At 62.6% G+C, this 22,353-nt stretch carries 20 protein-coding genes; 8 read left to right on the top strand and 12 right to left on the bottom strand.

Annotation, left to right across the window (positions count from 1 at the left end):
* Positions 1–36 precede the first annotated feature (36 nt).
* The 6 genes from AC07W0_RS14765 to AC07W0_RS14740 all read right to left on the bottom strand — a co-directional run bounded on the left by AC07W0_RS14765 (position 37) and on the right by AC07W0_RS14740 (position 7,685).
* Entirely contained in the window at positions 37–1,053 is a 1,017-nt protein-coding gene (locus tag AC07W0_RS14765; RefSeq protein WP_102618181.1) for a LacI family DNA-binding transcriptional regulator, read from the bottom strand.
* Between the two features lie 109 nt (positions 1,054–1,162).
* Positions 1,163–1,762, bottom strand: a complete 600-nt coding sequence (locus tag AC07W0_RS14760; RefSeq protein WP_017848410.1) for a LysE family translocator — start codon at positions 1,760–1,762, stop codon at positions 1,163–1,165.
* 54 nt (positions 1,763–1,816) lie between these two features.
* Entirely contained in the window at positions 1,817–2,656 is an 840-nt protein-coding gene (locus tag AC07W0_RS14755; RefSeq protein WP_017848411.1) for an AraC family transcriptional regulator, read from the bottom strand.
* A 75-nt stretch (positions 2,657–2,731) separates the two neighbouring features.
* Positions 2,732–3,373 (bottom strand): DUF1345 domain-containing protein, encoded by a 642-nt coding sequence (locus tag AC07W0_RS14750; RefSeq protein ID WP_017848412.1) that lies wholly within the window; start codon positions 3,371–3,373, stop codon positions 2,732–2,734.
* Positions 3,374–3,425: 52 nt separating this feature from the next.
* Positions 3,426–6,515: a multidrug efflux RND transporter permease subunit gene (locus AC07W0_RS14745; RefSeq protein ID WP_102618169.1), complete on the bottom strand. Its 3,090-nt coding sequence runs from the start codon at positions 6,513–6,515 to the stop codon at positions 3,426–3,428.
* 12 nt (positions 6,516–6,527) lie between these two features.
* Complete coding sequence (locus AC07W0_RS14740; RefSeq protein WP_046483679.1) at positions 6,528–7,685, bottom strand: efflux RND transporter periplasmic adaptor subunit; 1,158 nt, start codon at positions 7,683–7,685, stop codon at positions 6,528–6,530.
* 225 nt (positions 7,686–7,910) lie between these two features.
* Here AC07W0_RS14740 and AC07W0_RS14735 point away from each other — a divergent pair, with 225 nt between their 5' ends.
* The 4 genes from AC07W0_RS14735 (at position 7,911) to AC07W0_RS14720 (ending at position 11,626) form a co-directional block, all read left to right on the top strand.
* Positions 7,911–8,612, top strand: a complete 702-nt coding sequence (locus tag AC07W0_RS14735; RefSeq protein ID WP_017848415.1) for a response regulator — start codon at positions 7,911–7,913, stop codon at positions 8,610–8,612.
* Between the two features lie 3 nt (positions 8,613–8,615).
* Positions 8,616–9,920 carry an ATP-binding protein gene (locus tag AC07W0_RS14730; RefSeq protein ID WP_017848416.1) on the top strand — a complete coding sequence of 435 codons (1,305 nt, stop codon included), beginning with the start codon at positions 8,616–8,618 and terminating at the stop codon, positions 9,918–9,920.
* Between the two features lie 58 nt (positions 9,921–9,978).
* Entirely contained in the window at positions 9,979–10,749 is a 771-nt protein-coding gene (locus AC07W0_RS14725) for a class I SAM-dependent methyltransferase (protein WP_102618168.1), read from the top strand.
* 91 nt (positions 10,750–10,840) lie between these two features.
* Complete coding sequence (locus tag AC07W0_RS14720; protein WP_017848418.1) at positions 10,841–11,626, top strand: sulfite exporter TauE/SafE family protein; 786 nt, start codon at positions 10,841–10,843, stop codon at positions 11,624–11,626.
* 38 nt (positions 11,627–11,664) lie between these two features.
* Here AC07W0_RS14720 and AC07W0_RS14715 read toward each other — a convergent pair whose 3' ends face one another.
* Positions 11,665–12,765 carry a GNAT family N-acetyltransferase/peptidase C39 family protein gene (locus tag AC07W0_RS14715; protein WP_102618167.1) on the bottom strand — a complete coding sequence of 367 codons (1,101 nt, stop codon included), beginning with the start codon at positions 12,763–12,765 and terminating at the stop codon, positions 11,665–11,667.
* Positions 12,766–12,859: 94 nt separating this feature from the next.
* Here AC07W0_RS14715 and AC07W0_RS14710 point away from each other — a divergent pair, with 94 nt between their 5' ends.
* Positions 12,860–14,446 carry a RimK family ATP-grasp domain-containing protein gene (locus AC07W0_RS14710; RefSeq protein WP_102618166.1) on the top strand — a complete coding sequence of 529 codons (1,587 nt, stop codon included), beginning with the start codon at positions 12,860–12,862 and terminating at the stop codon, positions 14,444–14,446.
* A 6-nt stretch (positions 14,447–14,452) separates the two neighbouring features.
* Positions 14,453–15,391, top strand: coding sequence for a magnesium transporter CorA family protein (locus AC07W0_RS14705; protein ID WP_017848421.1), 939 nt, complete (start codon positions 14,453–14,455; stop codon positions 15,389–15,391).
* Positions 15,392–15,415: 24 nt separating this feature from the next.
* Here AC07W0_RS14705 and map read toward each other — a convergent pair whose 3' ends face one another.
* A complete protein-coding gene (gene map / locus AC07W0_RS14700; RefSeq protein ID WP_017848422.1) occupies positions 15,416–16,171 on the bottom strand; it encodes a type I methionyl aminopeptidase in 756 nt (251 codons plus the stop codon).
* Complete coding sequence (locus tag AC07W0_RS14695; RefSeq protein WP_003190946.1) at positions 16,171–16,371, bottom strand: ParD-like family protein; 201 nt, start codon at positions 16,369–16,371, stop codon at positions 16,171–16,173. The genes map and AC07W0_RS14695 overlap by 1 nt, the downstream gene beginning before the upstream one ends.
* 272 nt (positions 16,372–16,643) lie before the next feature.
* Here AC07W0_RS14695 and ilvA point away from each other — a divergent pair, with 272 nt between their 5' ends.
* The gene (gene ilvA, locus AC07W0_RS14690; RefSeq protein WP_102618165.1) at positions 16,644–17,666 is read left to right on the top strand and encodes a threonine ammonia-lyase, biosynthetic; all 1,023 of its coding nucleotides are present in this window, start codon (positions 16,644–16,646) and stop codon (positions 17,664–17,666) included.
* A gap of 245 nt (positions 17,667–17,911) precedes the next feature.
* A complete protein-coding gene (locus AC07W0_RS14685) occupies positions 17,912–18,181 on the top strand; it encodes a DUF1652 domain-containing protein (RefSeq protein ID WP_017848424.1) in 270 nt (89 codons plus the stop codon).
* Positions 18,182–18,286: 105 nt separating this feature from the next.
* Here AC07W0_RS14685 and AC07W0_RS14680 read toward each other — a convergent pair whose 3' ends face one another.
* The 3 genes from AC07W0_RS14680 to AC07W0_RS14670 all read right to left on the bottom strand — a co-directional run bounded on the left by AC07W0_RS14680 (position 18,287) and on the right by AC07W0_RS14670 (position 22,338).
* Complete coding sequence (locus AC07W0_RS14680) at positions 18,287–19,225, bottom strand: carbohydrate kinase family protein (protein WP_102618164.1); 939 nt, start codon at positions 19,223–19,225, stop codon at positions 18,287–18,289.
* 12 nt (positions 19,226–19,237) lie between these two features.
* Positions 19,238–20,719, bottom strand: a complete 1,482-nt coding sequence (xylB, locus tag AC07W0_RS14675; protein WP_046383189.1) for a xylulokinase — start codon at positions 20,717–20,719, stop codon at positions 19,238–19,240.
* Positions 20,720–20,856: 137 nt separating this feature from the next.
* Entirely contained in the window at positions 20,857–22,338 is a 1,482-nt protein-coding gene (locus tag AC07W0_RS14670) for a mannitol dehydrogenase family protein (RefSeq protein ID WP_102618163.1), read from the bottom strand.
* Positions 22,339–22,353: the final 15 nt, after the last annotated feature.

The following is a 22,353-nucleotide window of genomic DNA, read 5'->3' as shown; positions in this document are numbered from 1 at the left end:
CCTATTGAATTGACGTCCGCGAGGGCTCGACAGCGGCTACGAGGTGGGTTGGGTGGAACCGCGAACGATCAGTTCGGGCAGGAAATCCAGGGTGCGGGCCGGCGCCGTATCGCCGCGCAGGCGCTTGAGCAGGCAGTCGAAGGCACTCGCGCCAATCGCCTGCGTCGGTTGGGCTAGGGCGGTGATGCCGGTGCCCACCAGCGGGTACCAGTCCAGGTCATCCAGGGCGATCAGGCCGACGTCCGCGAACAGGTCGCACTCCAGCGCCTTGAGCGCGCGGGTACAGGCGAGGGCGGCAATGCCGTTGGCGCAGAACACGGCTTTGGCGCCGGGCTTGGCCAGGAAGCTGCGCAGGCGCTTTTCCAGCGCGCCGTCCAGTTCCAGCACCATGCCGCTCAACGCCGGGCGGCGGGCAATCTCGGCGGTGAAACTGTCAAGGCGCTCCAGGCGCGAACTGGTGCCATCGGTGGCCTCGCTGACCAGCACTATCTCGCAGTAGCCCTGTTGCTCAAGGTGTTCCAGCGCCATGCGTACCGCGGCCGGGTTATTCAAACCCACCAGGTCGCTGCGCAACGGTGCGACCTTGCGGTCCACCAGCACCAGGGGCATTTCCCGTTGCAGTTCCAGCAGTTGTTCGAGGTGGTGGCCGAGGGTGTTCACGATCAGCCCTTCGATGTTGTACGAACGCAGCGCCGCCAGGTGCTGGCGTTCCTGCTCGTCATCGCGGTCGGTGTTGCACACCACCAGGCTGTAGCCGTGCTGGCGGCAGGCGGTTTCGACACCGTGCATCACGGCAATGGAATAGGGGTTGCGGATATCGGCCACCAGCATACCGATCAGGCGCGTGCGCCCGCGTTTCAAGCCACGGGCCATCTGGTTGGGGCGGTAGCCGAGTTCGGCGATGGCGTGCTCGATGCGCAGGGCGATGGCGTCGGAGAGCAGGGCGCGGTCGTCGCCGATGAAGCGCGACACGCTGGCTTTGGACACGCCGGCGCGCTGGGCGACGTCGAGCATGGTCACGCGGCTGCGCTGGGCGGCAGAGAAACTGTTCACGGTCATCGACCTTCTATTTTTATTGGAATGACTGAAACCGGTTTCAGGAAACCACTAAAGTACGAAAGCCGTCAAGAAGTTGTAGGACAAAGCCAGATAGCCGGTGTGTTCAGGCCAGCACACTTAACCAAGCCGCCGCCAACAGCAGCACGGCCATACCGCGGTTGAAACGCTGCATGGCGCTGGTCGAACGCAACACCCGTGCGGACCCGGCACCCAACAGCGCCCAGGTGCCCAGGCAGGGGATCGATATCAGGAAAAACGCCAGGGAGAGGTACACCACCTGGCTTTGGCGCTCCGCACCATTGCCGGTAAAAACGCTGACTACCGCCAGTGCCATCATCCAGCTTTTCGGGTTGATCAATTGCAGGCTGGCGGCGCCGATCAGGCTCAGGGGTTTTTGGCGTGTATCCGCTTCGATGGCCCGGGTGGGGGCGCTGAAAATCTGCCAGGCCAGGTAATTCAGCCAGGCAATGCCGATCCATTGCATGGCAGTTTGCAGCTTGGGTAGCTGCACCAAGGACTGGCCAAACCCCGAGCCCACCACCAGCACGAGCAGCGCCGCGCCGGCGCAGGCGCCCAGGATGATTGGCAGCGTGGCCCTGAAACCGAAACGGGCGCTGTTGCTCAGTACCAGGATATTGGTCGGGCCGGGGGTAATTGAGGCGACGAAGGCAAACAGCATGAAAGGCAGCAGTGTGGACAGCATGGTGGACGACTCCGATAGACCCATTGATGGCGTCGATCTTCACAAGCCCGCGTATCACCTGTCTGGAAGGTTTGAGCAGCGCTTGCGGTAGGCCGCCGGCGTCAGGCCATAAGCGCGCACGAACCAGCGGCCCAGGTGGCTCTGGTCGGCAAAACCCAGGGCGATCGCCACATCGGCCGGTTGTTCACCTTTGGCCAGCAAGTGCCGCGCGCGGGCCAGGCGCAGTTGCACCAGATAAGCATGGGGCGGCAGGCCAAACGCGCTCCTGAACGCACGGGTCAGGCGGAAGCGGTCGACGCCGCAGGCCAGCGCCAGCGCGTCCATGCCTACATCGTGATGCAGGTGGGCATGCAGGTATTCCCGGGCTTTGTGGGCGACCAGCGGCAGGCGTGGGTCGTCACGGTAACGGCTGCGCCAGTGGAGCTGGCCGGTGAGGCGTTCGAGCAACTGGTCCATGGCCCGTTGTCGCACGATGCGCAATTCGCCACTGTGCAGGGTGCGAAAGGCTTGGCTGGTGGCGAGGGCCAGGCGCGGGTCGTTGGTCAAGGTCGCGGCAAAACTCAGCTGGCTGTTGACGGGAGCCTCTTCGAAGACCGCGCTAACTTCCCGCGTCAACCACTGCGGGTCCAGGTAGAGCATGTGGTAGGTAAAGCCGTCGGCCGTGGGCGCATCGCCGTCATGCAACTCGCCGGGTTCCACCAGGAACACCTGGCCGGGCACGCTGTTGTGGCGCGTGCGGCGGCAGTTGAATTGCTGCACGCCTTGTTCGGTCACGCCGATCAGGTAGCTGTCGTGCCAATGGGGATCATAGGCGTGCCCCTCGAAATGCGCGCGCAGGGTCTCGATGCCGGTGTCGGCGTCCTGGGACAGATCGATCCAATTGTGCGCGGCCATCACAACACCGAGGCGGAATAGACGATGTTATCTAGCGCCCATCGAGCCGTGGGCGTCTAGAAGGTTTGTGCAGCGTCAATTGAACAGTCCTGCGGCAATATTGATCGAAAAGCCGAGGATTGCCGTGTTGAACAGAAACCCGATCAGCGATTGTCCCAGTACCACCTTGCGCATGCTGCGGGTGGCAACGCCCACGTCCGACGTTTGCACGGCGACGCCGATGGTGAAGGAAAAGTACAGGAAGTCCCAATAGTTGGGGGTCAACAACCCCTCGGCAAAGCGCAGCGCCGGCTCTTTGCCGGCCCAGGTGTAATAGAGCCGGGCGTAGTGAACGCTGAAGATCACCCCGATCAACAACCATGAGCCGATGACCGTCAGGCCGGTAAAACCGTAGTGCAACAGCCGCTCGGCGGTGCTCAGGTCCTTGCTGCCGACCAGTTCGAAGGTGATGGTGGCCAGGCTGGCGATGGCCGCGATGCACACCGTGAACAGCACCAGGCCGGCGTTCTCATCCTCGATCTCGGCGATGCGTTTGACGTCTTCGGCCTTGGCGCGGATGGTCAGCCACAGCATCAGCACCAGGTAGATCCAGACGCCGGCATTCCAGCCGATCAGGATTTTGCTCACGAGTGTATCGGCGGGTACCAGGATGCCAACGGCAAGGCCCAGGACGGCGGCGCAAGAGAGGCGAGGGTGGGTGCGGGCGAGGAAGGGCATGGGTGCTCACAACAAGGGCGGTTGTGAGCACCATAGCGCATTTTTGCGCGGGTTATGGACGCTTGCGCACCAGCTTCATGACGACCACAAAGAACACCGGCACAAACACCACCGCCAGCGTCGCGGTGATCATCCCGCCGATCACCCCCGTACCGATCGCTTGCTGGCTCGCCGAACTGGCGCCGGTGGCAATCGCCAGGGGCACCACGCCGAGGATGAACGCCAGCGAGGTCATGATGATCGGCCGCAAGCGCAGCCGCGCGGCCTTCAAGGTTGCGTCGAGCAAGTCTTCGCCCTGCTCGTACAGGTCCTTGGCGAACTCGATGATCAGGATCGCGTTCTTCGCCGACAGGCCGATGATGGTGATCAGCCCGACCTTGAAGAACACATCGTTGGGCATGCCGCGCAAGGTCACGGCCAACACCGCGCCGAGCACGCCCAGCGGCACCACCAGCAGCACCGACGTCGGGATCGACCAGCTTTCATACAGGGCGGCCAGGCACAGGAACACGATCAGCAGCGACAGGCCCAGCAACAGCGGCGCTTGGGAGCCGGACAGGCGTTCCTGCAACGACAGGCCGGTCCATTCCTGGCCCAGGCCCGCCGGCAGTTGGTTGACCAGGCGCTGGATTTCTTCCATCGCCTCGCCCGTGCTGTGCCCCGGTGCCGCTTCACCGGAAATGGCGATGGCCGGGTAGCCGTTGTAACGGGTCAACTGCGTCGGCCCCTGGGTCCACTTGGCTACGACGAACGCGGACAGCGGCACCATCTCGCCGGCCTTGTTGCGCACGTTGATCTTCAACAGATCCGCGACCTGGCTGCGTTGGTCGCCTTCGGCCTGCACCACCACGCGCTGCATGCGCCCCTGGTTGGGGAAGTCATTGACGTAGGTCGAACCGATGGCCGACGACAGTACATTGCCCACATCGGCGAAGGACACACCCAGCGCGTTGGCCTGCTTGCGGTCGACCTGCAGCTGCACTTGCGGCGCTTCGGCCAGGGCGCTTTCACGCACGTTGGCCAGGATCGGGCTTTTTCCCGCAGCGTCCAGCAGTTCGGTACGCGCCGCCATCAACGCCGCGTGGCCGACGCCGCCACGGTCCTGCAGGCGGAACTCGAAACCGCTGCTGGTGCCGAGGCCGTCCACCGGTGGAGGCAGGATCGCATAGGCAATCGCGTCCTTCAGTTCGGTGAACGCCATGTTGGCGCGGTCGGCAATCGCGGCGGCCGAGTCGTCGCTGCTGCGTTGCGACCAATCCTTGAGCGTGGTGAACGCCAGCGCCGCGTTCTGCCCGGAGCCGGAGAAACTGAAGCCCATGATCATGGTGGTGTCACCAACCCCGGGCTCTTTGGCGTTGTGCGCTTCGATCTGTTCGGCCACCTGCACCGTGCGGTTCTTGCTCGCGCCCGGCGGCAACTGGATATCGGTGATGGTGTAACCCTGGTCCTCCACCGGCAGGAACGAGGAGGGCAGGCGACTGAACATCAGCCCCAGGCCCACCAGCAGCACCAGGTAGATCAGCAGGTAACGGCCGCTGCGCTTGAGGGCATACGCCACCCAGCCTTCGTAGCGGTCGGTGAGCCGTTCGAAACGCCGGTTGAACCAGCCGAAGAACCCGCCCTTGGTGTGGTGCTCATCCTTGGCGATCGGCTTGAGCAGGGTCGCGCAAAGTGCCGGCGTCAAGGTCAGGGCGAGGAACGCCGAGAACAGGATCGAGGTGGCCATCGACAGCGAAAACTGCTGGTAGATCACCCCCACCGAGCCTGGCATGAATGCCATCGGCAGAAACACCGCCACCAGCACCAACGTAATGCCGATGATGGCCCCGGTGATCTGGCCCATGGCCTTACGCGTGGCCTCTTTGGGCGACAGGCCCTCGCTGACCATGATCCGCTCGACGTTCTCCACCACCACGATCGCATCGTCCACCAGGATACCGATGGCCAGCACCATACCGAACATGGTCAGCACGTTGATCGAGAACCCGAGCAACAGCATGGTGGCGAAGGTGCCCATCAACGCAATCGGCACCACCAGGGTCGGGATCAGCGTGTAGCGCACGTTCTGCAGGAACAGGAACATCACCGCGAACACCAGCGCCATCGCTTCGAGCAGGGTGTAGACCACCTTGGTGATTGAGACTTTGACGAACGGCGAGGTGTCATACGGGATCTTGTATTCGACATTGGCCGGGAAGTAGCGCGACAGCTCATCCATCTTCGCCCGCACCATGTTCGCGGTGCTCAGCGCATTGGCGCCCGGCGACAGTTGCACACTGACGGCGGTGGACGGCTTGCCGTTCAGGCGTGTGGAGAACTGGTATTCCTGGCTGCCGACTTCCACCCGTGCCACATCGCCGATACGTACGGTGGAACCGTCGGGGTTGGCCTTGAGCACGATGTCGGCGAACTCGGCCGGCGTGGACAACTGGCCCTTGACCAGGATTGCCGCGGTGATTTCCTGGGTCTTGGTGCCCGGCAAGTCGCCGATGCTGCCGGCGGAAACCTGGGCGTTCTGCGCGCTGATCGCGGCATTCACGTCGGCCGGGGTCAGGTTGAAAGCGATCAGCTTCTGCGGGTCGATCCACACCCGCATGGCCCGCTCGGCGCCATACAGCTGGGCCTTGCCCACCCCGTCGAGGCGCTTGAGCTCGTTCATCACGTTGCGCGCCAGGTAGTCGCTGAGCGCCACGTCATCGAGCTTGCCGTCGCTGGAGGTCAGGGTCACCAGCAGCAGGAAGCCGGCGGAGACTTTCTCCACCTGCAAACCCTGCTGGGTCACCGCCTGGGGCAAGCGCGATTCCACGGCCTTGAGGCGGTTCTGCACATCGACCTGGGCCATCTCCGGGTTGGTGCCCGGCTGGAAAGTCGCGGTGATGGTGGCCGAGCCGAGGCTGCTCTGGGATTCGAAATACAGCAGGTGATCGGCGCCATTGAGCTCTTGCTCGATCAGGCTGACCACGCTTTCATCCAGGGTCTGCGCCGAAGCGCCGGGGTACACCGCGTAGATCTCGACTTTCGGCGGTGCGACGTTGGGGTACTGGGCCACCGGCAACTGCGGGATGGCGAGCGCGCCAGCCAGCAGGATAAACAGGGCGACCACCCAGGCGAAGATCGGGCGGTCAATAAAGAACTGCGGCATGGTCAAAGATCCTTATTGGCCGGAAGCCTGGGCGGGCGGCGGCGTGCTGTCATCCACTTGAACTTTTTCACCGGGACGCACGTGTTGCACACCCTCGACGACGATGCGGTCACCGGCCTTGAGGCCGGCGCTGACGATCCAGCGGTCATCGATCACCGCGCCCAATTCCACCGGTTGCAGGCTCACGGTTTGTTCGGCGTCCAACAACAGCACCATCGGGATGCCGGCGCTGTCACGGGTGATCGCACGTTGCGGCACGCTGATGCCTTGGCGGTCGACCGCCTGCTCCAGGCGCACGCGCACAAAACTGCCGGGCAGCAGGTCGAGGTCCGGGTTGGGGAACTCGCTGCGCACGATGATCTGCCCGGTGCCGGGGTCGACGCTGATCTCGGCGAAGAGCAATTTGCCCGGCAGCGGATACAGGCTGCCGTCGTCCTGGATCAGCGTGGCCTTGGCCTGGTCCTGGCCGACCTGTTTCAGGCTGCCGGCGCGGAAGGCGCGGCGCAGCTCGTTCAACTCACGGGTGGACTGGGTCAGGTCGGCGTGGATCGGGTCCAATTGCTGGATGATCGCCAGCGGCGTGGCCTCGTTCTGGCCGACCAGCGCGCCTTCGGTCACCAGCGCACGCCCGATGCGCCCGGAAATCGGCGCGGTGACGGTGGCGTAGCCCAGGTTCAGTTTGGCCCGTTCGACGGCGGCCTTGTTCGCGGCGACCTCGGCGTTGGTCTGGCGCAGGGCGGCGCGGGCGTTGTCGTAGTCCTGGCCGCTGATGGCGTTGCCTTCGACCAACTGGCTGTAGCGCTGTTCTTGCAGGCGCGCCTGGAACGCATTGGCCTCGGCCTTGCTCAGGTTGGCCTGAGCGCTGTCCAGATCGGCCTTGAACGGGGCTGGGTCGATGCGAAACAGCACGTCGCCCTGTTTCACGTCATGGCCTTCCTTGAACACCCGCTGCATCACCACCCCGGCGACCCGCGCGCGCACTTCGGCAATGCGCGGCGCGGCAATGCGCCCGCTCAGTTCACTGCTGATGGACAGGGGTTTGGCCTCGAGGGTTTCGATGCGGACTGTGGCCAGGGGCGTTGCCGGTGCTTCGGCGGACGACTTGTCACACGCACTCAGGGCGAGTGTCAGGGCCAGCAAGCAAAACGGCGCAAACAGATTCTTCGACATGCTCTTATCCCAATATTGACTGGCGCATCCTAATGCCGTCCGCGCCGCAGTGCTGTGAAGCTGTGTAGGTCGTCTGTGAAGAAATGTAAGGTGCAGCCCACGTTCGGCCGCGGGCGTATATCCTTGCACAACCTTGCAAACACTGAAGATCAAATGTGGCAGGGCGCAAGTCCCCTCCCACATGGGATTTGTGTAAGACCCATAACCGCATTATTTGGAAACACCATGCCCAACATCCTCCTGGTCGAAGACGACGCCGCGCTCTCCGAACTGATTGCCAGTTACCTGGAGCGCAATGGCTACCACGTCAGCGTGCTCAGCCGGGGTGACCATGTTCGCGAACGCGCGCGGCTCAACCCGCCGGACCTGGTGATCCTCGACCTGATGCTGCCTGGCCTCGACGGCCTGCAAGTGTGCCGTTTGCTGCGCGCCGATTCGGCGGGCCTGCCGATCCTGATGCTGACCGCCCGCGATGACAGCCACGACCAGGTGCTGGGCCTGGAAATGGGCGCCGACGACTACGTCACCAAACCCTGCGAGCCCCGCGTGCTGCTGGCCCGGGTCCGCACGCTGTTGCGCCGCAGCAGCTTGTCCGAACCGCAGGTGGCCAACGACCAGATCGTCATCGGCAACCTGTGTATCGACCTGTCGGAACGCACCGCGACCTGGCGCGAACAGGCGGTGGAGTTGTCCAGCGGCGAATACAACCTGCTGGTGGTGCTGGCGCGGCATGCCGGTGAAGTGCTCAGCCGCGACCAGATCCTGCAACGCCTGCGCGGGATCGAGTTCAACGGCACCGACCGCTCGGTGGACGTGGCCATCTCCAAGCTGCGCCGCAAGTTCGACGACCACGCCGGGGAAGCGCGCAAGATCAAGACGGTGTGGGGCAAAGGCTATCTGTTCAGCCGATCCGAGTGGGAATGCTGAGCCATGTTCCGTGTGCTGCTGCGCCTCTATCTGATCACGATCGTCACCTACAGCGCGGCGATCTTCCTGATTCCCAAGTTGGTGATCCAGGTGTTCGAGCACCGCTACGTGGACTACAACGTCGAACAGTCCCGCGGCCTGCAGAAACTCATCGTCAAGCAATACCAGCGGGCGCCGGTGGAGCACTGGTCCCAGGTCACCGAGCAACTGGGCCGTGACTTCGCGCCGCTCAAGGTCGAACTGCTGCTGCACCAGGACGCCCGTTACACCCCCGAAGAAGAGCAGTTGCTGGCGCAAGGCAAACCGGTGATCCGCCTGGGCGAGTGGGGGTGGATGGCCGAGGTCAGCGCACCGATCAACCCGCAGTTCGCGGTCAAGCTGACGATCCCGCCGGACCCGCTGGACATGAACCTGTTGTACTGGTCGATGAACGTACTGATCGGTGCCGCGCTGCTCGCCTGCCTGCTGGTATGGCTGCGCCCGCACTGGCGCGACCTGGAGCGCCTGAAAAGCACTGCCACGCAGTTGGGCAAGGGGAATTTTGGCGAACGCACGCGCATTCCGCCAAGTTCCAATATTGGCAGCCTGGCGACGGTGTTCGACACCATGGCCGATGACATCGAACACCTGCTGAACCAGCAGCGTGACTTGCTCAACGCGGTCTCCCACGAACTGCGCACCCCCCTGACACGCCTGGATTTCGGCCTGGCCCTGGCGTTGTCCGAAGACCTGCCCCAGGCCAGCCGCGAGCGCCTGCAAAGCCTGGTGGCGCATATCCGTGAGCTGGATGAGCTGGTGCTGGAGTTGCTTTCCTACAGCCGCCTGCAAAACCCTGCGCAGTTACCGGAGCGGGTCGAGGTGGTGCTCGATGAATTTATCGACAGCGTGCTGGGCAGCGTCGACGACGAACTGGAGAACCCCGAGATTGTGATCGACGTGGTGCTCGACTGCAGCGTCGAGCGCTTCAACCTCGACCCGCGCCTGACCGCCCGCGCCCTGCAAAACCTGCTGCGCAATGCCACGCGTTACTGCGACAAACGCATCCAGGTGGGGGTCAAGGTATGTCCCACGGGCTGCGAAATCTGCGTGGACGATGATGGCATCGGTATTCCGCCGGACCAGCGCGAACGCATCTTCGAGCCGTTCTATCGCCTGGACCGCAGCCGCGACCGCTCCACCGGCGGGTTTGGCCTGGGCCTGGCGATCAGTCGGCGCGCCCTCGAAGCCCAGGGCGGCACCCTGACCGCGCAGGCTTCACCGCTCGGCGGTGCGCGGTTTCGTGTGTGGTTGCCGAGTGTGACGGATTAGAAAAACCGGGTGGGAAGGCGCACACTGTGTCCCCGCTTTACCCGAGGAGAGATTGGCAATGACCGGTGTTCACACGTCTGCGCAACAGGGTTTTTCGACCCAGGCCGTCACTTACGCCCAGGGCCGACCGAACTATCCGCGGCAACTCACGGGCTGGCTGGCTGACGTACTGCGCATCGACGCGCAGTCGACGGTGATCGACCTGGGCGCCGGCACCGGCAAGTTCACGCGCCTGCTGAACGCCCTGGCGCCGACGCTGATTGCCGTCGAACCCGTGCAGGCGATGGCTGCGCAATTGGCCAGGTTGTTGCCGGATGTGCGCTTGGTCAACGGCACCGCTGAATCCATCCCCCTGGCGTCCGCCTGCGCCGATGCGCTGGTCTGCGCCCAGTCCTTCCACTGGTTCTCCACCCAGGCCGCGTTGGCCGAAATTCACCGCGTGCTCAAGCCCGACGGGCGTCTGGGGCTGGTGTGGAATGTGCGGGATGAATCGGTGGACTGGGTGGCAGCGATCACCGCGATCATCACGCCTTACGAGGGCGATACGCCGCGCTTTCACAGCGGAAAATGGCGCGAGGCGTTCACCGGCGAGTATTTTTCCGCCCCCGAGATGACCTGTTTTCCCTACAACCACGTCGGCAGTCCGCAGGAAGTGATCATGGATCGCTTCCTCTCCGTCAGCTTTATCGCGGCACTGCCCGCCGCTGAAAAAACCGAGGTCACCGCGCAATTACGCAACCTGATCGCCACTCACCCGGCGTTGAAAGGCCGCGATACGGTGGCCTTTCCCTATCAGACCCAGGCCTACGTTTGCCAGCGACTGACGTAAAAGGCATAAAGTCAGATCATATTGATATAAGTGGTTATAAGAAAAATCGCTATCCTGCGGCCAGAATTTTACAAGGCCGCAGGTAGCTGTGATGGATGTGGGTAACGTTGGTTTCGTAGTTGCAGGCCTGATCGTTGGTTTTATCGTCGGCATGACCGGTGTCGGCGGGGGCTCCTTGATGACCCCGATCCTGCTGTGGTTCGGCATTAACCCGGCCACCGCCGTGGGCACCGACTTGTTGTACGCCGCCATCACCAAGTCCGGTGGGGTGCTGGTGCATGGCAAAAACAAGAACATCGACTGGACCATCACCGGCTGGCTCACCTTGGGCAGCGTGCCCGCGGTGCTGCTGACCCTGTGGTTCCTCGCCAGCCTGCACACCGACCCCAGCGCGATGAACGCCGTGATCAAACAGGCGCTCGGCGTGGTGTTGCTGCTGACCGCCCTGGCGATTCTGTTCAAGCATCGCCTGTTGGCCTTCGCCCAGCGCCATGCCGGCGACGATTACCACATGCACCCGCGCAACCTGAACGCGCTGACGGTGGTCACGGGGGCGGTCCTCGGCGCCATGGTGGCACTGACCTCCATCGGCGCCGGTGCCCTCGGCACCGTCGCATTGTTTATCCTTTACCCATTCCTCGCCACGCGGCGCCTGGTCGGCACCGAGATCGCCCACGCCGTACCCCTGACGCTGGTAGCGGGCCTGGGCCACGCCGGCATGGGCAATATGGATTGGCACCTGCTGGGCTTTTTGCTGATGGGGTCGCTGCCGGGTATCTACATCGGTAGCCACATGGCGGGTAAAGTCCCGGACGGCGTGCTGCGCCCGTGCCTGGCGATCATGTTGATGACCATCGGTTATAAGCTGGCTTTCTAAGGTACGCGGTCGCGTATTGCCGCTGCTCACCGCCTCGATCAAGCCGGCGGCTTGAACAATACCACCGCCGCGCGCAGTTTGTTGTTGCCGAACCGGCACATGCGCTCGAACTCCGCGTGGCTGACCGGCAGGTGCTGGCAGTCCAGGGGCTGGCGGTGCTGGCTGTGGTCCACATCCGGGTCGTGCAGGTAGACAAAGTCGTCGTCGCAGTCGGTGACCATCACCCAATGCGGCGACTTGGAGCGGGTCAGCCGATAGCTGCTGATCAGCACCAACGGCTGCCCGCCGTCGCACAGTACCTTGGGCAGATCCAGCGCGCCGCCGAGTACCTGTTCGACCGTGCTGCCGGCCAACTCTTCCTCGAAGGCGTCATGCACTAAACGCATGACGTCCTTTTTATGCTGATCGCGCACGCCGTCGAGAAACAACGGCCCGCGTACATTCACCTGCATCCGCACACGAAAGCCCCGACGCCAGGCGGCCAGCGCCAGGCCTTGAGGGCTGCAACCGCCATGGCCGGCGGTCATGAACACGGTGGTCGCTTCACGCCAGATTTGCAGTTCTTCGCGGCGTGTGGCGACGCGCTCCGGCAGCAACGCGCCCATGGCCATCAGCAGGCAGGCGGCGCCACAGGTGAAGTCGGTGGTTTGCGGGTAATACGGCACACGCTCCACGCGCGCGTCCTGGTGCTGGACGATGCGTTTCTCCAGGCGCAGGGCCGGGGCGTGGTCTTCGTAGTAATCGTTGATCAGCGCAAAGCGCCGGTAGCCGTTGCGTTCATACAGGGCGAGGGCGCCGGGGTTGTCGCTGCGCACTTCGAGGCGCAGGTACGCACAGTCATGCTCCACCGCGCAGGCCTCGATGCGACTCAGCAACTGCTTGCCCAGGCCCAGGCCGCGCGCGTGTTCGGCGATGGCAATCGAGTACAGCCGCGCCAGGGACGTGCCGCGATGGAACAACACCAGCGCATACCCGAGCAATTGGCCGTCCTGTTCGGCCACCAGCAACTCGCCATGGGCGCGGCTGATCATCCAGTGAAAACTGCGCGGCGACAGTCGATCGGTGGTGAAACAGTGCTGTTCCAGTGCCACCAATGTCGGCACATCGCTGGGGCTTGCAACGCGAAAGAAAAGAGCCATATGACCGCCGTAAAAGTTACGTAACGAAACGGGACTTCTCTAAAAGATCGTGCTTAATAGAAAAGGTCGAGTTCTCTAAAGCGGATCAAATATTATGTCGGCGGTACAAAGTCATTGGCGTGAAGTATCCGAGCAAACAGTCGCGGCGACAATAACTTCCAAAGGTTATTTTTCTGCTCCGCCCAGAGGCACGAGCCAAGTGGTGATCATTGTCGAACGCAAGGAAGACTGGGCCTCCTACTTCCCCAGCGAAGACATCGTCACGGCCCAGGAATATCTCGAACAAACCCGCGAAAGCGAGACCGGCAAGCGTGTGCAGGTGATCAACCTGTGTCGCGGCTACAAGTACCTGGGGCACGGTTACTACTGCTCACTGTTGGCCGAGGCTCGTGGGCACAAGGTGATTCCATCGGTGCGGACCATCAGTGAACTGACCAAGAAGTCACTGTACGGGCTGGCCCTGGACGACCTGGATAAAACCCTCGATAAAGCCTTGAGTCATCATCTTTACAGCAATACCGAAGGCTTTACGCTGACACTTTATTTTGGCCGAACCAATATAGAGCCGTTGCAGGAGTTGGCCCGTCAACTGTTTGAAGCGTTCCCGTGCCCGATCTTGTTAGTTGAGTTCAAAAAGAATAACGGCTGGCATATCGAAGGGGTCAAGTCTGGCATCTTGCACAAGTTGCGCGATGACCAGGAAGACCAATTCGCCCACGCCCTCGACAACTTCAGCCGCAAGATCTGGCGTCAGCCGCGCTCGCGCCGATTGGCCCGCTATGACCTGGCGATCCTGCATGATCCCCAGGAGCAATTGCCGCCCTCCAACGCCAAGGCCCTGGAAAACTTCGTCCGGGTCGGTAAAGGTTTGGGCATCGATGTGGAACTGATCGAGCGCAAGGACTACGCACGTCTGGCCGAATACGACGCCTTGTTGATCCGCGAGACCACCAGCGTCGACAACCATACCTACCGTTTCGCCAAGAAAGCCGAAAGCGAAGGCCTGGTGGTGATGGACGACCCCGCATCGATCCTGCGCTGTACCAACAAGGTCTACCTCACCGACCTGCTCAACAGCCATCAACTGGGCATGCCGGCCACCGAGATTCTCTACAAGGAGCGACCGGAAGACTTCGAACGGGTCGGCGAGCGCCTCGGCTTCCCGTTGGTGCTGAAAATCCCCGACGGCTGTTTCTCCCGCGGGGTGATCAAGGTCGAAAGCCAGGAGGCCTTGCTCACGGCCACCGCCGAACTGTTCGAGCATTCGGTGTTGCTGCTGGCCCAGGAGTTTTTCTACACCGAGTACGACTGGCGCATTGGCGTACTCAACCGCAAGCCGATCTTTGCCTGCCAATACTTCATGTCCAAGGGCCATTGGCAGATCTACAACCACAAGGCCATCGGCCAGGACATCAACGGCGAATGCCGCACCCTGGCGGTCCACGAAGCCCCCAAGGCCGTGGTGGAGTTGGCCGTGAAGACTGCCAATCTGATCGGCGACGGCCTTTACGGCGTGGACCTCAAGCAATCGGGCGACAAGGTGGTGGTGATCGAGGTCAACGACAACCCCAACCTGGATGCCGGTATCGAAGATGCCTACTTGCAGGACGACTTGTATGGCCTGGTACTGGAGGAATTCGTCCGACGCCTGGAGTTGAAGCGTCAGGGCCAGGTCTGGTGAGTCGCGATGATCCAGCGCTTTGAATTGATCGATGGAAAGTTGCGCAGCGGGGACAGTGACGAGGCCCCGATCATGTTGTTCAGCAACCCTGACCATGCCGAGCGCAACTGGCTGCTTGAGCAGCACAAACTGGACGAGCATGCCCTGGCCTCGGCGCTCGACCCGGATGAAGTCTCGCGCATCGAATTTCACCCAGACAACCTGTTTCTGATCTGGAAGCGCCCGGAGAACTACTCCGGCGGGGGCACCCTGGTGTTTGAGGTGTCGTCCTGCGGCCTGCTGTTTTCACCTGGCCGGCTGTTGGTGATTGCCACCGATGAAACCCCGCTGTCCGGGCTCGGCGCCCGTCGCCCATTGCACACACCGCTGGATGTGCTGCTCGATCTGCTGCTCAACAACATTCACCACTACCTCGGCCACCTCAAGGTGATCAAGCTGGTCGCGCGGGAGTTGCAGCAACAGTTCAACGCGTCCATGAGCAACCATCATCTGATGCAGATGTTCAACCTCAGCGAAAGCCTGATCTATTACATCAACGCGCTGCACAGCAATGGCGCCGTGCTGTCGCGGCTGCGCAACCACGGCGAGAAGGAGCATTTCAGCGCCGAGATTCTCGGCCTGATCGACGACCTGATCATCGAGAACCACCAGTGCTACAAACAGGCGGAGATTTATTCCAACGTGTTCTCCGGGCTGATCGACGCGCGGGGCAACCTGATGAACAACAGCATGAACAACCTGTTGCGCAAGCTGACGTTGATCAACGTGGTGTTTCTGCCGCTCAACCTGATCGCCAGCATTGGCGGCATGTCGGAGTTCAGCATGATGACGGCGGGTACGCCGTGGTGGGTGTCGTACCCGCTGTTTCTGTTAGCGATGGGCCTGGGCGCCGGGTTGATGGTGCTCGGGCTCAAGCGGATGGCAGGCGGTGCGAATGTGATGTGAACCCCCACGCCTGTGGGCGCTGGCTCAGGACGCGGGTTGCAGGGTCAGCACCTCGAACCCGTCCGCCGTCACCGCCACGGTGTGTTCCCACTGGGCCGACAGGCTGTTGTCCTTGGTCACCACCGTCCAGCCGTCCTTCAGGCTGCGCACCTTGGCGCTGCCCTGGTTCAGCATTGGCTCGATGGTAAACACCATGCCTTCGCGCAGCTCCAGCCCGGTGCCGGGGCGACCGAAGTGCAGGATCTGGGGGTCTTCATGCATCTGCCGGCCGATGCCGTGGCCGCAGTATTCGCGTACCACACTGTAACCATTGGCCTGTGCATGGTGCTGGATCGCATGGCCGATGTCGCCCAGGCGAGCGCCGGGCTTGACCTGGCGGATTCCGGCCCACATCGCCTCGAAGGTCATCTCCACCAGGCGGCGTGCCTTCGGCGAGACGGCACCGATCATGTACATCTTGCTGGAGTCGGCGATAAAGCCGCCTTTTTCCAGGGTGATGTCGATGTTGACGATGTCGCCGTCCTTGAGGACTTGCGTGGCGCTGGGCATGCCGTGGCACACCACTTCGTTGACCGAGGTGTTGATGGAGAAGGGGTAGTCGTATTGCCCGAGGCTCGCCGGGCGGGCTTTGAGCTCGTGGCGGATGAAGGCTTCGACGGCGCTGTCCAGCTCCAGGGTGGAGCGTCCGGCGGCGACAAAACCGTCGAGCATGCTGAACACCTGGGCCAGCAGGCGCCCGGATTCGCGCATCACGGCGAGTTGTGCGGCGGTTTTGATCATCAGCTGCGCCCCCGGATCAGGTCCGGCTTGTCCAGCAACAGCTTGTTGATCAGCTCGTTGTAGGGCAAATGCGGGTTGAGTTCGGCGAGCAGGCCGATCTTGATCCAGAACTCGGCCTGGGCGTTGATGGAACGGTCCATGGCCGCACTGGCCAGGCGTAGTTGTTCGTGCAGTTGGTCGGTGATCTTGACGATGCCCATGTGCTTCACTGTGTCAGATGAATATACGGATCGTATACGTTTCGTATGTCCATCGTAAAGCCCCGTCAGCGAAATGGCCCCTTGCCATTGACTTGACCGGCCACCGCCGGGTAATTTCGTGACATGACATTTCAAACCCTGCGTTGCCAGCCAATTATTATTACCGCCATTCCTCATTTGGCGGGATAGCGCTCGGCTGCACCCAAACCCGCCCTAGAGGCGGGTTTTGTTTTTCCGTCTCCAGGTGCCCTTACCCAAGCCAGGAGACTCCCATGAGCACTTGCCCCGTCCCATCTACCGCTGTCTCGGGACTGCTTGAGCACTACGTCAAAAAGATCCTCGCCGCGCCGGTCTACGATTTGGCCGTGCGAACCCCCTTGCAGGTCGCCCCGGCGCTGTCGCTGTTGCTCGACAACCAGGTGTTGCTCAAGCGCGAAGATCTGCAGCCGACCTTTTCCTTCAAGATCCGTGGCGCCTACAACAAGCTGATGCAACTCAGCGCCGAGCAGAAGGCCTGCGGCGTGATCACCGCGTCGGCCGGCAACCATGCGCAAGGCGTAGCGCTGGCGGCGCGGGAATTGGGGATCAAGGCCATGATCGTCATGCCGTGCAGCACGCCGGAGTTGAAGGTGCTGGGTGTGCGCTCGCGAGGGGCGCAAGCGGTGCTGCACGGTGAGAGCTTTCCGTTTGCCCTGGCCCACGCTTTGCAACTGGCCGAAGCCTGCGGTTGTACGTTTGTCTCGCCGTTCGACGATCCGGACGTGATCGCCGGCCAAGGCACGGTGGGCATGGAAATCCTGCGCCAGCAGCAGGGCGCGCTGGACGCGATCTTCGTGCCGGTGGGCGGTGGCGGCCTGATCGCCGGGATCGCCGCCTACGTCAAATACCTGCGGCCCGAGGTACGCATCGTTGGCGTCGAAGCCGAAGGCTCGAGTTGTCTGTTGGCAGCCTTGCGCGCCGGTGAGCGCGTGGTGCTGCCCAGTGTGGACGGGTTTGCCGATGGCACGGCGGTGGCACAGATCGGCGCCTATGGCTTTGAGATCTGCCGGGATTGGGTGGATGACGTCATCACGGTCAGCAACGATGAACTGTGCAGTGCCATCAAGCTGATCTACGACGATACGCGTTCCATCGTCGAGCCGTCCGGCGCCTTGGCCGTGGCGGGCATTCGCCGCTATGTGGGGCAACACCGCGTGCGCGGGCAGACGCTGGTGGCGGTCAACTCAGGGGCCAATATCAACTTTGATAGTTTGCGACATGTTGCTGAAAGAGCCGCAGCACACAGTGCCAGTTAACGCAAAGCCCAGGGTTAAACGTTTAATCGAAGCTGTTCGGCGATGATGTTCGTCGAGTGAATTTGAGTTGAACAAAGTTATACAAGACTGGGTACTGCTTATGAGGAAAGGTTACAACGAGAACGGATTTTGCCGAGTAGGCTTATTGATTGTAAACGTCTTCCAGGGTTGGCAGGACGTGGCGGGTAAGTGCCTGCAAGACTTATAACAATCGATTGGCCGTCTCAAGAAAGGAGAGGTTGACCATGCTTTCGGAATTAGAACTTCGCAGTATCATTGAAGGAAGTTTCCTGCCTAAACGGTGTGAATGCACCAAAGCTGAAGATGCCTCGTTGACGATCAAGGTCTATGACGATCGCGACCGTGACCGGGTGGATCTGGAAGTCAAAGGCATCAATGCTGACAAACTCGACAGCAGTCGAGCCATTTGCAACCTGATCACCGGGTTGCGCGAAGACCTCAAGCAATCGCAGGGGCCTGCACTGCAAAGAGCAGCAGGGCGCGGCCACTACTAGATAGCGAGCGTTGCTTTCACCGATCTGCGGGCCTGGTAAATACCAGGCCCGATGCTGTTGCTACCCGTCAATCCGTGCTGAACGCCGCAGCCTGTGATCGTTTGTTCACCCCAACTGTTGCCGATAGGGCAGGTCCGGGCCCGTTTTGCCGCAGGTCATGGCGGCCGCACGGATCGCAAAGCCCAGCATCGCGTCGATCTGGGCGCGGGTCAGTTGCTGCAGGCCCTCTACCGAATCCAGTTGCTGCTCGGTCAGCCACGCAATCAACGCCGCCTGGAAGGTGTCCCCGGCACCCACGGTATCGGCCATCACCACCTTCACCGCCGGTTGCGACCAGTGCCCGTGCTGGCGGCTGAACACGCTGGCGCCGTTACCGCCGCGAGTGAGGAAGACCAACTGGCAGCGGTGTTGCAACCAGCCCTCAAGCACGCTTTCCGGCGATTGGTCGGGGTAGAGCAGGTGCAGGTCTTCGTCGCTGACCTTGATCAGGTCGGCGTACTTGACCAGTTCGGTCACGCGCTCGCGCCACAGCTGGATATCCGGTTGCGGGTTGAGCCGCACGTTGGGGTCGAGGCTGATCAAGCGCTTGCCGCTTTCGCGCTGGACCAGGGCCAGCAGGGTGTCGCCAATCGGTTGCACCACCAGGGAGAACGAACCTACATGCAGCCCGCGAACCTCATCGCCCAGGGTTGGCAGGTGTGCGCGCGTCAATTGGCGGTCGGCGCAGCCTTCGCCGCGAAAGCTGTATTGCGGCGAGCCATCGGCGCCCACGGCGACCATCGCCAGGGTGGTCGGCGCGGCGAATTCCACCAGGAACTGCGGGTTGACGCCTTCGTCCCTGAGCACCTGCAACAAGCGCTGCCCGAGGAAGTCGGTGGACACGCCGCCGAACAGCGCGGCCTCGATGCCGAGCCGGCGTAAACCGACAGCGACGTTGAACGGCGAACCACCGGCAATCGCCTTGTAATTGAGTTTGGAGGCTTGCCCGCTGGGATCGTCCTCGCTGAAAAAATCAAACAGCGCTTCACCGCACACCAGATACATAGTCGTTCGCTCTTAAAGGGTTGCCACGTGTTGCTGATAGCGCTCGTAGGCGTGTTGATAGGCGCTGACATTGTCGGCCACCGGCAGGGTCCGGCTGGCCGGGTCGACGCTCACGCATTTTTCGCACAGGCTGGCCAGGGACTCGCCGGACTGGCTCCACGCCGCCTGGATCGCCGCGCCCAGGGCCGCCGCTTCGCTTTGTTCGGTGCAGATCACTTCGGTGTGCATGATATCGGCAACCATCTGCCGCCACACCGGGCTTTTCGAGCCGCCGCCGATCAGGCGGATGCTCTGGCTGTGCAGGCCGGTCTGGCGCAACAGATCAAGGCCGTAACGCAAGCCGAAGGTGGTGCCCTCGACCACCGCGCGACACAGGTTGGCGCGGGTCAGGTTGGTCATGGTCAAGCCATGCAGGCTGCCGGTGGCGTGGGGCAGGGCGGGCACGCGTTCGCCATTGAGGAACGGCAGCATGCTCACGCCGTCGGCACCGATCGGCGCCTGCTCGACCAGGGCGTTGAAGGCGTCGAGGTCGAGGTCGAACAGTTCGCGAATCACCCCGGTGGCGTTGGTCAGGTTCATCGTGCAGATCAACGGCAACCAGCCGCCGCTGGAGGAACAGAAGGTCGCGACCGACGCCTGGGGGCTGACGTTGGGCTGGTCGGCGAAGGCATACACGGTGCCCGATGAACCCAGGCTCATGGTGATCACGCCGGGGGCGATGTTGCCGGTGCCGATGGCGCCCATCATGTTGTCGCCGCCGCCGCTGGACACGATGGCGTCGGGGTTGATGCCCAGGCGTTCGGCGATGGCCGGCAGGATCGTGCCGACGGCTTGGTCGGCTTCGATCAGCGTCGGCAAGGCTGCCTGCAGGCGGCCGCTGGGGTCGATGTGCTGGAGCAGCGCCACGTCCCAGGTACGGCTGCGCACGTTGAAGTAGCCGGTGCCCGAGGCATCGCCGTATTCCGCGACGGCGCGGCCGGTGAGCCAGTAGTTGAGGTAGTCGTGGGGCAGCAGGATATGCGCGATGCGCGCGAACACCTCGGGGTGCTGCTCGCGGGTCCACAGCAGTTTGGACACGGTGTAGCCCGGCGCGATCGCGACGCCGAGACGCTCCAGCGAAGCGCTTTCGCCCCCCAGGTATTGCAACAGGCGCTCGTTTTCGGCGGCGGTTTCGGTGTCGCACCACAGCTTGGCCGGGCGCAGCACCTGGCCGCTGTCATCGAGCAACACCAGGCCGTGTTGCTGGCCGGACACGCCGATGCCGAGGATATCCTGGCCGTCCACGCCGGCCTGTTGCAGGGCGCGGTGGGTGGCTTCGGTAAAGGCGTCCAGCCACTCCTGGGTGTGCTGCTCGCGCCGGCCGTTGGCGCCGCTGATCAGTGTGTGTGCCGCGGCGCCCAGGCCCAGCACCTTGCCGCTGGAGGCGTCGAGGACGATGGCTTTGGTGCCTTGGGTGCCGCAGTCGATGCCGAGGAACAGGTTTTGCTGGGTCATGAGGGTTTGCTCAGCATTGTTGTTGGATTGTAAATGCGCGTCAAATGTGGGAGGGGGCTTGCCCCTGATGGCGGTGTTTCAGTGTAAATGTTCTTTACTGACCCACCGCTATCGGGGGCAAGCCCCCTCCCACAGGTTTAAGCTGGTTTCTTCAGGAGTTGCTGCAGTGTTTTTGTGACGCCGTTGTCGCGCAGGCTCGCATAGCACCGCTCGAACGCTGCCACAAACTCAGCCGACTTGGGAATAGCTGTGCCGAAAATCTCCTCCACGCCGAGCAGGCGCTGACTGATTCGCGCATCGTCACTCACCAGGCCCTGGCAAAACTCGGCGCGCGGGTCGGGAATTTTGTAGGCCGCGCCAGTCTCGTCGACACCCTTGAGGTACAGCGCCCACGCGGCCACCACCAACGCTGCGCGCTCGGTCTCGCGCCCATCGGCAATCAGGCGGTTGATCGTCGGCACGGTGAACTTGGGAAACTTCGACGAGCCATCGGAACACACGCGCTCCAACTGGTCGGCAATCGCCTGGTTGGAGAAGCGATCGACCAGGGTCTGCTTGTACTGCGTGAGGTCGATGCCCGGCACCGGCGCCAGGTTCGGCGTGACGTCCAGGTCCATGTAGGCGCGCATGTACGCGACGAACAACGGGTCATTCATGGTCTCGTGAACGAACCGATACCCCTTGAGAAACCCCAGGTAAGTCAGGGCCAGGTGGCTGCCGTTGAGCAGGCCGATCTTCATTTCCTCATAGGGCGTCACGTCGTCGGTGAACTGCACGCCGACCTTTTCCCAGGCCGGGCGGCCGTTGACGAAGCGGTCTTCCAGCACCCATTGCACAAACGGCTCGCACACCACCGGCCAGGCATCGTCGATGCCGTGCTCATCGTGCAATTGCAGGCGATGCGCGGTACTGGTCATCGGCGTGATGCGGTCGACCATGGCGTTGGGGAACGTCACGTTGGCCTGGATCCAGTCATGCAGTTCGGCGTCGTGCAGGGCGGCGAAGGCCAGCAGGGCCTTGCGCGTGACGGCGCCGTTGTGCGGCAGGTTATCGCAGGACATCACGGTAAACGCCGGCGTGCCGGCGGCGCGACGTTGGGTCAGCGCGGCGCAGATAAAGCCGAACACGGTTTTCGGCGCCTTCGGGTGTGCCAGGTCGTGCTGGATCTGCGGCAGGTGGGCCATGAACTCGCCATTGCTGTCGTCGATGCAGTAGCCGCCTTCGGTGATGGTCAGTGAGACGATGCGGATGTGCGGGCTGGCCAGTTTGTCGATCAGCCCCTGGGCGCCGTCCTCGGCCAGCAGCATGTCGCTGATCGAGCCGATCACGCGCACTTCGGTGTCGTCGCTGTCGCCCAGTTCATACAGGGTGAACAGGTAGTCCTGGCCGGCCAGGTCGTCGCGGGCCTTGCGGTCCTCGCTGCGCAGGCCGATGCCGCAAATGCTCCAGTCCAGACCCTCGCCGGTATTCATCAGCGCATCGGTGTAATACGCCTGATGCGCGCGGTGGAAACCGCCGACGCCGATATGGGCGATGCCCTGGCGGGTATCGGCAATGGCGTAAGTCGGGATTTTCACTTCCGGCGCCAATTGGGTGAGGTTGTGTTTATTCAGTTTCATCATAACTCTCGCGAA

Source organism: Pseudomonas sp. GW704-F2 (assembly GCF_059423025.1).
This window is presented reverse-complemented; position numbering and strand designations above follow the sequence as displayed.